This is a genomic window from Vibrio plantisponsor, from assembly GCF_013041605.1.
Taxonomy (GTDB): Bacteria; Pseudomonadota; Gammaproteobacteria; order Enterobacterales; family Vibrionaceae; genus Vibrio; species Vibrio plantisponsor.
In genome coordinates this window covers 44,660-57,330 of sequence record NZ_JABEQC010000019.1, presented here as the reverse complement: position 1 = coordinate 57,330, position 12,671 = coordinate 44,660, and the positions used below count along the sequence as shown (strand labels likewise).

Here is a 12,671-nt window from a genome sequence, read left to right as displayed (position 1 = left end):
CATTCTAGCGAGATAACTGTCAGTGTCAAACACTTTTTCAATTTTTCTTTTTTAGAAGTCTTATCCTCTACCAACACCTGCTGAAGCCTTGCGACGTCTGCCGTGTCAGTGAGGCGGCATTATAGGGAGGAATTAAAACCGCGCAAGTGCTTTTTTAAAAAAAATTGAAAAAATAGCTCATTCGTTTAAGAAAGCAGCAAAAATAACAAAAAGAGGGCTTTTAGCCCTCTTTTTTATCTCGAAATGAGTAAGTTTTTATATAAAAGCGTATGCATCCGCAAACATCTTTTCACTCAATGCCTGTTTATTTTGAGTAAATTGTTCTCTCGCAGCTCCCGCCATTTCAAAGCGTCCAGCAATATAGATATCAAAATCTGCCAAAGAATCGAAATCAGAGCTTATTGCTTGCAACACATTACCTACTTTTCCTTGCCAGTTTGTGCCAGCATCTTCAACTACCGGAATAAAATGGACATTTTCATGTTTCGCAGCGATTTGCTCTAGTTCAGTCAAAGCATAAAGTTGGCTCTCGTCACGAGCGCCCCAATATAAATAGATAGGATTAGCTTTATTTTGAGCAATGCAGTGATCCAAGATCGAACGAACGTAGCTAAAACCAGTGCCGCCAGCAATAAGTAATATCGGGCTTTCACTCTCTTCTCTAATCCATGCGTCGCCATGTGGTGCATCAATTTCAACTTCAAGTTGCTTCTCTAAAGCTTCACGCATCAGTTGAACAACTTCAATTGCGTAAGCATTATGCTCAGCAGCACCAATGTGCAACTCAAGTTCACCCTCGTGACGACAAGGGCTACTCGCGATTGAAAACGGACGTTTATCTTTTTCGCCCATCACTACCATTAAGTACTGGCCAGCTTTGAAAGTGACTGGCTGCTCAGGATGGAGCAGTATTTGGTATGTGTTACTGGCTAAAGACTGTATCGACTTTACTTTACATTTAATGGTCATATTTATCCTTCTTACTTACTCTTCAAAAGTAAGTACCAAATGACTTTCTGCTATAGCTTGGCAAGGGAATATCCATCCTTCAGCTTGCTCTTTCTCTGTAAGCATAGGCTCTAGATGGTAAGTTACATCGCCTTCCACTTTACGGCACAGGCATGCAGCACATGCCCCCACTTGGCAACGATGAGGAAATGGAATCTGCTGGTTGAGCGCAGCCTCCAATATCGTTTGCCCTTTTTCAACTTCAAACTGAAGCTCGCTTGGCAGCAAACGTACAGTAAAAGTCATAGAATTCCTAGTTCATCCCAGAGGGCGTCGATTTTCGCTACCAACTTAGGATCTTTATGAATTGGTGTTCCCCACTCCCGAGATACTTCACCCTCAAATTTATTGGTTGCGTCCAATGCTAATCTTGACACCATACCATTTGAAGCAGGAATGACGTAGGTATCCCGAGCAGGATCCATTCTCGTTGTGATAGCCCAGATAATATCATTCCAATCTCGGGCATTTACATCATCATCGCACAATACAACGAACTTAGCGTCCGTGTACTCTGCCAAAAATGTCCACACGGCTTCCAACAAAGCTTTTGACTCACCGGCAGCGTATTTACGCATTGAAACTATGGCGATGCGATTTTCAGTTGTCGGCGGGAAATAGATATCTTCAACTTGCGGATAACGTCGTTTGAACTCTTCAATATCCGCACTCTTTATTTCATGCGAAGGTCGAGCTTCGACTTTAGGCGTCATCGCAAGTTCTGCATCCCATTTAATCGTTGCATCTAAGCCCATCTTGGAACCTAAACCAGCCACAGGAGAAGCAAAATCCAACGAATCGATCGGCGTATTCTCTATCATTAATGTATCGCGTACCGGATCCATATGTTCACACATGGCTTGAGTCACGGAATTCCAGTCTCGAGCATTAACGCTTTCATCAAGCACAACTACATATTTGGTGTACATGAACTGACGTAAGAAAGACCACACGCCCATCATGACTCGCTTCGCATGACCTGGGTATTGCTTTTTCATAGTCACTACAGCCATACGGTAAGAACAACCTTCGGGCGGTAGGTAGAAGTCAACGATTTCCGGAAACTGCTTTTGAAGAATAGGCACAAAGACTTCATTAAGCGCTACACCTAGAACTGCAGGTTCATCAGGCGGACGACCAGTATAAGTACTGTGGTAAATAGGCGTGTTACACATAGTAATATGAGTCACGGTGAAGACATGATGTCTTTCTACTTCATTATAGTAACCGGTGTGATCACCATAAGGTCCTTCGTCTGCGTACTCATTCGGGTCGATGTAACCTTCCAGTACTATTTCAGCACTGGCTGGCACTTCCAAATCATTGCTGATTGATTTAACCACTTCTGTTTTGCTGCCTCGCAGTAAACCTGCGAAAGCATATTCGGATAGCGTATCCGGCACTGGGGTAACAGCACCTAAGATAGTGGCTGGGTCAGCACCAAAAGCGACCGAAACAGGGAAGTTCTCTCCTGGGTTCGCTTCCATCCACTCTCTAAGATCAAGCGCTCCGCCACGATGAGCTAACCAGCGCATGATAACTTTATTCTTCGCGATCTTTTGTTGACGATAGATACCCAGATTCTGGCGCTTTTTATTAGGGCCTCTAGTGATGGTCAGTCCCCAAGTTAAAAGAGGTGCAACATCATCAGCCCAACAGCTCATCACAGGAATTTTATCTAAATCAACGTCATCACCTTGCCAAATAATGTCCTGACACGGTGCTTTACGCAGCTTTTTGGCTGGCATGTTCAAAACTTGCTTGAAGACAGGGAGTTTATCCAGAGCATCACGAAACCCACGAGGTGGCTCAGGCTCTTTCAAATATGCCAACAGTTTTCCAACTTCACGTAAGTCCTGAACGTTTTCACGCCCCATCCCTATGGCAACACGCTCTGGAGTACCAAATAGATTGGTTAGGACAGGAACATCGTAACCAATAGGATTTTCAAACAGCAAAGCCGGGCCAGCTTGACGTAGTGTTCGGTCACTGATTTCCGTCATTTCATAATGAGGATCAATGGGATGAGAAATACGCTTGAGTTGTCCGTGTGCTTCGAGATGGTCTAAGAAATCACGTAAGTTTTTAAAGCTCATATCTGCTCTATGAATGATTAAACTGCACGCAGTATAACAAAAAACACTTTGCTATCGATTTCTCTTTTCTAAAAAGTGTTGCGCTTTTGTAGAGAGATTATGATGAGGGTGATGAATGCTTATTGCTGAGAAAGAACCTGTAAGATCGCTTGGCTTTCAACACGACGATTATTGTTCAAGAGTTCTTTCAGCCAAGGTTGATATCCTTGTTCCACAAGCGCTTGAGCCACAATCGGAGCATCTGAAGAGTTTTCTAAGCGTTTAACCAAATATTGCTTCACTTGCTCAGAAAAAGGTTTCGGTATTTTGACTAAATACTGCAAAGCATTACTCGCCAGTCTCGGATTGTCTGCGGCTAACATGATTTGATTAATGGCAAAATCATCAGCGACTTTTGCTAAACGCTCAAGCTCTTGCTCGACATAAAAATCCGCGCGCATCAACCACAGCAACTTATATAGCTTAAGATCACCTGTTACTTGTGCCATTTTAACCATCACACTAGAAGACGGTAACCAAACCACGACATTAACCTGAGTCAGTTGTTGAACGAGATCGCGCTGAACTTTCGCAGACAAATTATCAAATTGACTCAGCAGTAAATTTTCTCTCTCCTGTACTAGATAGTCAGGCCCAGACAACCATTCATCCAGTTTCAACTCGCCACTTTCGGCTTTTAGGATGAAGTTAAGCACGCTTTGTTCTTGCTTCCATTGCTTTGTTAAGCGGTGAGCAATAGCAATGTAGTCAAATGCTGGAACGGAGAATTCATACCCCTCGCCTTTCTCCAACACTTGATAAACAGGAACGATGTTTTTTTGCTTTTCGACAAAATGGAACAAATTCTCAGACAGAGCAACTTGCTGTTTTTCTAAGTGCTGCAGTAATAGAAAGCGAGCGGCTTCCTGCTGTGGCAACGAAATACGTTCTACAGCAAATGAAAGGGCATCAATATCGTCTTTTATCGCCAAATCGACCAACTCTGAGACCTTCTGTTGAAGCAGATGATCTTGCAGCAGGTTTTGCTGACTTGCTGATGAAACCTCAACAGCAGAAGCAGGTGTCCAAGCTAATAAAAGAGAGAGGAATAAACTAAACAACAGTCCTTGTTGCATATTAACCTCCTGTTAACATTCCTCATAATTGTCGTGCGGTAATGAAAAGAATGCAAACAAAAACACCACCCAATGGGTGGTGCTTCAAAATAATCAATGTTTATTCATTACTGACGGCGCATTGCGTCAAAGAATTCATCATTGGTTTTGGTCATTGCCAGCTTGTCGATGAGGAATTCCATTGCATCTGTTTCGCCCATCGGGTGAACAATCTTACGCAGAATCCACATTTTCTGTAGCTCATCAGGCTTAGTTAGTAGCTCTTCACGACGAGTACCAGAACGGTTGAAGTCAATAGCAGGGAAAACACGTTTTTCTGCAATCTTACGGTTCAAGTGCAGTTCCATGTTACCTGTACCTTTGAACTCTTCGTAAATAACTTCATCCATCTTAGAACCAGTATCAACTAGCGCTGTAGCAATGATAGTTAAGCTACCACCTTCTTCTACATTACGTGCTGCACCAAAGAAACGTTTTGGACGGTGTAATGCGTTAGCGTCCACACCACCGGTAAGCACTTTACCTGATGAAGGGATTACCGTGTTGTATGCACGCGCTAGACGGGTGATAGAGTCAAGAAGGATAACAACGTCTTTTTTGTGTTCAACAAGACGTTTTGCTTTTTCAATAACCATTTCTGCAACTTGAACGTGGCGAGACGCTGGCTCATCAAACGTCGAAGCGATTACTTCACCTTTTACAAGGCGTTGCATCTCAGTGACTTCTTCAGGACGTTCGTCAATAAGAAGTACCATCAATTCACATTCAGGGTGGTTATTAGCAATGCTTTGGGCGATGTTTTGTAGCAACATAGTTTTACCCGCTTTTGGCGGAGCTACAATCAGACCACGTTGACCTTTACCGATAGGAGATGCGAGATCAAGAACACGTGCTGTAATGTCTTCAGTCGAGCCATTACCACGCTCCATTACCATACGCTCATTGGCGTGTAGCGGAGTTAAGTTCTCAAATAGGATTTTGTTACGCGCGTTATCAGGTTTGTCGTGGTTAACAGTGTTCACTTTCAGAAGTGCAAAGTAACGTTCACCTTCTTTTGGCGGGCGAATTTTTCCTGCAATCGAATCACCAGTGCGTAGGTTGAAACGACGAATTTGGCTTGGAGATACGTAGATATCGTCTGGGCCGGCAAGATAAGAACTGTCCGCGCTGCGCAAGAAACCAAAACCGTCTTGAAGAATTTCCAAAACACCATCGCCGAAGATATCTTCACCGCTCTTCGCGTGCGCTTTTAAGATGGCAAAAATAATGTCTTGTTTTCTCAGACGCGCGAGGTTTTCTAGGCCTAGGCTCTCACCAAGTTTGACAAGATCAGATACGGGTCTGTTCTTCAGTTCTGTTAGATTCATTGTGGTGGATACTTGTTTAGTCAAAATAGGATCTATTTTCTAGTTAAGATGGATTTGGTCTCAGGATTGACCAAGAAGTGAACACTTGTTTAATTTACGTGCGATAAACTAGCACTAAATATTAGCCTAGTCTAGAAATTGTTTTTTACAAAAACAAAACCGTACATATTTCTATGTACGGTAAAGTTATGGCGAATTATAGGTTTGCGTCCAAGAACTCTTTTAGTTGAGTTTTAGACAGCGCGCCTACTTTTGTCGCTGCTACGCTGCCATCTTTAAATAGCAATAGCGTAGGAATACCACGAATACCGAACTTAGGTGGTGTACCTGCGTTGTGGTCGATATTCAGTTTACCGATAGTGAGTTTACCTTCGTATTCTTCTGCGATTTCATCAAGAATAGGAGCAATCATCTTACAAGGACCACACCATTCTGCCCAAAAATCAACTAGAACAGGACCTGCAGCTTTGATTACATCGTTCTCGAAACCATCATCAGATAGCTGCAAAATTTTATCACTCATCTTCCACTCCAATGTGCTTTTTTCTGCACTGATTATTAACAATCATTCGACTGATTATCGACTAACCAGTAAATAGATGCTCTATTGGAATGTATTTACTTCCGTATTGCAAGTGGAAGCTGATATTCTATAGCAATGAAAAAGACACATATCACAGAGCAAAAATTCGCCGACTTGGATTTACATCCCCAAGTAATTGAAGGATTGGAAAAAAAAGGGTTCGAATTCTGTACCCCTATCCAAGCCTTGGCGTTGCCGGTACTGCTCACCGGCCAAGACATTGCAGGCCAGGCCCAAACGGGTACTGGTAAAACCATCGCGTTTCTCGCTGCGACTTTTAACCATTTGCTAAAAACACCCGAAATTGAAGGACGTAAAGTCACTCAGCCTCGTGCAATTATTATGGCTCCGACGCGTGAACTCGCGATTCAGATCTTTAATGATGCAGACTCGCTCGTGGCGAGTACCGGTCTTAAGGCTGCACTGGCTTATGGTGGCGAAAGCTACGATAAACAGCTGGGCAAGCTTCAAGAAGGTGTGGATATCCTGATCGGCACAACTGGCCGTATCATCGATTTTTACAAGCAACGTGTTTTTAATCTGAACAATATTCAAGCTGTGGTTCTGGATGAAGCAGACCGTATGTTTGATTTGGGTTTCATTAAAGACATCCGTTTCTTATTCCGCCGTATGCCTGAGCCGAAAGATCGTTTGAACATGCTGTTCTCTGCGACTTTATCTTACCGCGTTCAAGAATTGGCATTTGAACACATGCACAACCCTGAGCACGTGGTGGTAGAGCCTGAACAGAAAACAGGTCACCGTATTAAAGAAGAGCTGTTCTACCCTTCTAATGAACACAAAATGGCACTTCTGCAAACTCTGGTTGAAGAAGATTGGCCGGATCGCGCTATCATTTTTGCAAACACTAAACACCGTTGTGAAAACATCTGGGGTGCTCTTGCTGCCGATGGCCATCGCGTAGGTTTGCTAACAGGTGATGTTCCACAGAAAAAACGTGAACGCATTTTAGAGCAGTTTACACAAGGTGAAGTGGACATTCTGGTTGCTACAGATGTGGCAGCGCGTGGTCTACACATCCCACAAGTAACACACGTATTTAACTACGACCTACCAGATGATTGTGAAGATTACGTTCACCGTATTGGCCGTACTGGTCGTGCAGGCGCAAGTGGTCACTCAATTTCGTTTGCATGTGAAGAGTACGCAATCAACCTGACTGCAATTGAAGAATACACTGGACACTCAATTCCTGTGTCTGATTACGATCCATCAGCACTACTGACGAATTTGCCGAAACCATTAACTTTACGCTCTTCGTCACCACAACGCCGCACTAATACAGGCGGTTCTCGCAACGGAAATCGTAAGCCACAAAGACGCCCTCGCGCGCCACAAAAGCCAAAGGATTCGTAATTCATCTATGTGCCAAACTGTTTCTTCACCGTTATATGCTGCGATTGATTTAGGCTCTAACAGCTTCCATATGCTGATAGTGCGCCATGTCGACGGTAGCGTTCAAACCATGGCTAAGATAAAGCGCAAAGTGCGTCTTGCCGCAGGTTTAGATGACAATAACGCGTTAAGTCATGAAGCCATGCAACGCGGTTGGGATTGTTTAAGTTTGTTTGCGGAACGCTTACAAGACATCCCACACAAGAATATTCGTATTGTAGGTACTGCAACATTGCGTACAGCGACGAACATCAATGAGTTCCTAGTAAAAGCTAATGAAATTCTAGGACATTCGATTGAAGTCATCTCAGGTGAAGAAGAAGCTGCCACTATCTATAAAGGTGTCGCTCACACCTCCGGAGGCGTTGGGCGTCGATTAGTGGTGGATATTGGCGGAGCCAGTACCGAAGTGATTATCGGTGAGGGCTTTGAAGCAAAAGCGTTAACCAGCTTAAAGATGGGGTGTGTGACTTGGCTTGAACGTCATTTTAAAGACCGCCAGCTCAACAGCACCAACTTTAACAACGCTATAGATGCAGCGAAAAAACGTTTAGCTCCCGTATTAGAACAATATACCCAGTTAGGCTGGGATGTGTGTGTGGGAGCAAGCGGCACTGTTCAAGCTCTGCAAGAGATCATGTTGGCTCAAGGGATGGATGAAGTCATCACTTTGGCAAAGTTAAACCGCCTCAAAAAGCAGGCAATGCAGTCTGATCATCTTGAAGAGCTTGAAATTGAAGGTCTAACTCTAGAAAGGGCGTTAGTCTTTCCTAGTGGTTTATCGATTCTGATCGCTATTTTCGAATCGCTAAACATCGAATCAATGACTCTAGCTGGCGGCGCTTTGCGTGAAGGCTTGATCTACGACATGATGGATGACTTGCGCCAAGACGACATTCGTTCGCGCACCATTCACAGTGTCCAGATTCGCTACCAGATAGACCAATGTTACGCACAGCAAGTATCTGATCTTGCCAGCAAACTGCTTACTCAGTGTGGTGGGCAAGATTGGATTTCTGAGCCACAAGCAGAGATGCTTCTGCTCACGGCTGCCCAATTGCATGAAATTGGCCTCTCTATCGATTTTAAAAAAGGCGGTGAGCATAACGCTTACCTGTTACAGAATCTTGATTTACCAGGGTTCACTCGTGCGCAAAAACACTTACTTGCTGAATTGACACGACGCTACCGTGAGCAGCTAACAAGCCTGCCTGAGCAACATGCGTTGTCAGTAACCAGCAGTAAGCGAGTATTGCGCCTATTACGTTTAGCTGTACTTTTGAGTCACCGTCGTTGCGTAGAGTTAGAACCGAACATCGTTCTTACTGCCGAAGACGACGAATTGACCTTATCTATCGACAAACAATGGCTGCAAGTAAATCCATTAACCCGGGCGGAACTTGAACTTGAAGCAAACCGTCAAACAGACATGGGTTGGCCGTTGAACATTCAAGCGAATGAATAAACGAACAATAGCTTTTGCGTAATACGCTCAAATATTAAGAAGCCCTCTATTGAGGGCTTTCTTTTACACGATACGATTCAACAGAGCTCTTAACTTCAATGGTTTGACGGGCTTAGCCATAAAACTAAAGCCGTTGGATTTAATACCATCCAGAATATCCGGACTGCGATCGGCACTGATGATCACCCCTTCAAAGCAATCACCTAAACGCAGTCGGCATTGCTGCAACACTTCTAATCCGGTGCGTCCATTATCAAGGCGGTAATCAGAGAAAATCACATCAGGAATCCAATGATTATCAAGCGCCTTCATGCTCTGCTTAATGTCTAGCGCCGTTTTTACCTCACACCCCCAGCGTTCCAGCAAGGTCTGCATCCCAACCAGAATTTCTTCTTCATTATCAACACAAAGAACGCGCAGGTGCCCTAAATCATGCACCGCTTCCAATACCGCGGCTTTTTGCGGCACCACCTCATGTGGCTCTGCTTTATCCAAAGTAAGCGAGAACACGCTCCCTTGATCCGGCCAAGAACGCATTGATATTTCATGGCCTAATACAAACGCAATCCCTTTGGATATAGCAAGTCCTAGCCCCAAACCTTGGTCAGAACGAACTTGGCTACCACGATTGAATTCTTCGAATATCTCTTGTTGCTTATCTTGCTCGATCCCGATGCCGTTGTCCCAGACATCAATACGTACTCTACCAGCAACTCTTCTTACACCTAGGACAACCTTCCCCTTCGGGTTATAGCGAAAAGCATTGGTTAAGAAGTTCTGAATAACTCTGCGCAATAACTTAGGATCCGAATGCACATACAGCGAGGAAGATACCGTACTGAAATTGATCCCTTGCTGATGCGCCAATGCTTCGAACTCCGCTTTCAAGTTGGAAAGCACGTCATTGACCTTGAAGCTCTGCAAATGCACTTCAAGTTTTCCAGACTCCAAACGAGAAATATCAAGCAAGTCGCCAATCAAATCTTCAGCAGCGCTGAGCGCACTTTCAATATGACGTGACAAACGTTTCGACTCTTCTTCCTGAGCAACCTCCGAAAGTGAAGAAGCAAATAATCTTGCTGCATTGAGCGGCTGCATCAAATCGTGGCTGACCGCAGCTAAAAATCGCGATTTAGATTGAGACTCTTGTTCGGAACGCTGTGTAGCGGAAACGAGTTTTTTGTTCAGCGTTTCCAGCTCTCGGGTTCGCTCTAATACCCTTTCTTCAAGATTTTCATTCGCTTCTTTCAGTGTTCGCTCTGCATCTCGGAACACAGTGATATCGGTAAAGCTCATAACGAACCCGCCGCCAGGCATTGGGTTTCCTTGCACTTCAATCACTCGACCATCAGGACGAATACGCGAAGAGGTATGGCGAGTCCCTTGTTCTAAGTGATAAACCCTGCGACGTACATGTTCTTCAGGATCGCCCGGCCCGCACAAACCTTGCTGAGCGTTATGGCGAATAACATCGGCTATCGGTCTTCCGACTTGTATCAGCCCCGGAGGGAAATCAAACAGTTCTAGATAGCGTTGGTTCCAAGCCACCAGCCGAAGTTGCTTATCAACTACCGCAATGCCCTGCCCAATATGTTCTATCGCCCCCTGCAACAAGCCGCGGGTGAAGTCATAAAGTTCAGAGGCTTCATCAACGATGGTCGCCACCTCTTCCAGCTGCATATTGCGGCCTTGCAAAGCAGAAGTAAGCACTAACTTGGCAGACGAAGCACCAAACACACCAGCAAGAACACGTTCTGTATGACGAATCAATGTTGCAGGCGCTTGCTGATTGGGCATGAGCGTTTCACGTTGCTGATCCCAATACTGACCAAATGCCGCGCGCACTCTTTGTCGCCCAACAAATCGCGAAGCCAGCATTTCAAGTTCGGCGACGGTTACACGGCTTTGATACAAACTGATGTTTTCGTTTTCCGGCAACGGCGTGCCAACGAAAGATGCCGACTGTAATCGCTCACTTAAACTTGAGCGAGTCGCGATAGAAATCACCACATAGCAGATACAGTTCAGAGTAACGCTCAACAACATACCCCAGTCGGAACTTTCTAACCCCATGTTGCCTAGGAATTGAGGCGGAGTGATCACCCACAACAGCACGTTACTTTCATGGTCGCCCGCCAGCATATTGGTTGCGCTCATCAGAGTGATCAGCCACAAGGTGAAACCTACCAATAGGCCGACATAAACCCCTTTGCGGTTTCCTTCTCGCCAGTACATGCCACCAATGAGTGCAGGAGCAAACTGGGTAATAGCGGAGAAAGACAAAAAGCCAATCGCAGACAGCGAAGGAATGGTATCGAGAACCAGATAAAAGCCCCAAGCACCGAGCAATAACAGTAAGATTAAAGTACGGCGAATAATGACCAGCAGGCCGGAGAAGTGACGATGATTTCGTTGTGACAAACGCATGCGACGCAGCAGTAAAGGCATCACCAAGTCATTGGATGCCATAATCGCTAGTGCGATAGTCGAGACAATCACCATTCCAGAAGCAGCGGAAGTGCCACCAAGGAACGCAAGCAAAGCAATATCATTTGCCCCCACAGCAACAGGAACACTAATCACAAAGGTGTCCGGCGATGTGCCACTCAATAGACTCTGCCCCACCCACGCAATCGGCAGGACAAATATTCCCATCAGAATCAAATAAGAAGGGAAAAGCCAACGCGCAGTGTGAAGGTCTTGTGCTCGCTCGTTTTCCACCACCATGGTATGGAACTGACGAGGTAAGCAGATTATGGCGATCATGGTTAAAATGGTGTGGATAATTAACGTAGGCCAGTTCGGAGCTTGATAGGTTTCTCGTGCCACATCCAACAGCGCGACATCTTGCTCTCTCAGTGCAAGATAGAGAATGAACATTCCTACCACCAGAAAGGCAACCAGCTTGACGATCGATTCAAAAGCAATCGCCATCATCATACCTCGGTGGTGTTCGGTATTATCAATATGGCGGGTACCAAACAGCATGGTAAACAGCGCCAGTGCCAGAACCACAAACCAAGAAACATTCTCGTCCTGATAACCAAACTGCGTACCCAGATCAGGAGCGATGATATTCAGCCCCATGGTAATACCACGCAGCTGCAACGCGATGTACGGCAGTATACCTGCAACCGCAATCAGAGTGACGGCAACGGCTAAGCCCTGGGATTTTCCATAGCGAGCGGCAATAAAGTCAGCAATTGAAGTGATGTGTTCCCGTTTCGCAATCAGGATCAGACGCGCTAATATGCGCCAGCCAAATGTAAAGACGATAATTGGCGCAATATAAATCGGTAAAAATGACCACGGGTTCTGGCTGGCTTGACCAACCGTACCGTAAAAGGTCCATGAAGTGCAGTAAACCGCAATCGATAGGCTGTATATCCAAGGTCGCCATTTCGCCAACCAACGAGTTTGACGATCGCCATACCATGCGATAAGAAACAGCACGCCTAAATAAGCGAGTGAGACTGGAACCACCAACCAACCCTGCATCCGACTTCCCTATTCCCTGTGAAATCTTTGAATGTTCTAAAACCGCCAGTGCGGCTTATAAAGAAATAAAGCTTCTCCAATAGCTTAGGAGAAGCTTTATTAAACAGGTATGGGATTTTATCT

At 45.0% G+C, this 12,671-nt stretch carries 9 protein-coding genes; 2 read left to right on the top strand and 7 right to left on the bottom strand.

The window, feature by feature from the left end; genetic code table 11:
- Positions 1-255 precede the first annotated feature (255 nt).
- The 6 genes from fre to trxA form a co-directional block, all read right to left on the bottom strand.
- Complete coding sequence (gene fre / locus HKI82_RS19280) at positions 256-969, bottom strand: NAD(P)H-flavin reductase (protein ID WP_171138904.1); 714 nt, start codon at positions 967-969, stop codon at positions 256-258.
- A 15-nt stretch (positions 970-984) separates the two neighbouring features.
- Positions 985-1,254: a 2Fe-2S iron-sulfur cluster-binding protein gene (locus tag HKI82_RS19275; protein ID WP_042489939.1), complete on the bottom strand. Its 270-nt coding sequence runs from the start codon at positions 1,252-1,254 to the stop codon at positions 985-987.
- A complete protein-coding gene (gene ubiD, locus HKI82_RS19270) occupies positions 1,251-3,104 on the bottom strand; it encodes a 4-hydroxy-3-polyprenylbenzoate decarboxylase (RefSeq protein WP_171138903.1) in 1,854 nt (617 codons plus the stop codon). The genes HKI82_RS19275 and ubiD overlap by 4 nt, the downstream gene beginning before the upstream one ends.
- 119 nt (positions 3,105-3,223) lie before the next feature.
- Complete coding sequence (locus HKI82_RS19265; protein ID WP_171138902.1) at positions 3,224-4,219, bottom strand: hypothetical protein; 996 nt, start codon at positions 4,217-4,219, stop codon at positions 3,224-3,226.
- 107 nt (positions 4,220-4,326) lie between these two features.
- The gene (gene rho / locus HKI82_RS19260) at positions 4,327-5,586 is read right to left on the bottom strand and encodes a transcription termination factor Rho (protein WP_102941608.1); all 1,260 of its coding nucleotides are present in this window, start codon (positions 5,584-5,586) and stop codon (positions 4,327-4,329) included.
- A gap of 196 nt (positions 5,587-5,782) precedes the next feature.
- Entirely contained in the window at positions 5,783-6,109 is a 327-nt protein-coding gene (gene trxA / locus HKI82_RS19255; RefSeq protein ID WP_042489933.1) for a thioredoxin TrxA, read from the bottom strand.
- A 135-nt stretch (positions 6,110-6,244) separates the two neighbouring features.
- Here trxA and rhlB point away from each other — a divergent pair, with 135 nt between their 5' ends.
- Both rhlB and gppA read left to right on the top strand, forming a co-directional pair.
- Entirely contained in the window at positions 6,245-7,546 is a 1,302-nt protein-coding gene (rhlB, locus tag HKI82_RS19250; protein WP_042489932.1) for an ATP-dependent RNA helicase RhlB, read from the top strand.
- 7 nt (positions 7,547-7,553) lie between these two features.
- On the top strand, positions 7,554-9,050 hold the full coding sequence (gene gppA, locus HKI82_RS19245) for a guanosine-5'-triphosphate,3'-diphosphate diphosphatase (protein ID WP_171138901.1): 1,497 nt from the start codon (positions 7,554-7,556) through the stop codon (positions 9,048-9,050).
- 63 nt (positions 9,051-9,113) lie between these two features.
- Here gppA and HKI82_RS19240 read toward each other — a convergent pair whose 3' ends face one another.
- On the bottom strand, positions 9,114-12,548 hold the full coding sequence (locus HKI82_RS19240; protein ID WP_102941605.1) for a hybrid sensor histidine kinase/response regulator: 3,435 nt from the start codon (positions 12,546-12,548) through the stop codon (positions 9,114-9,116).
- Positions 12,549-12,671 lie beyond the last annotated feature (123 nt).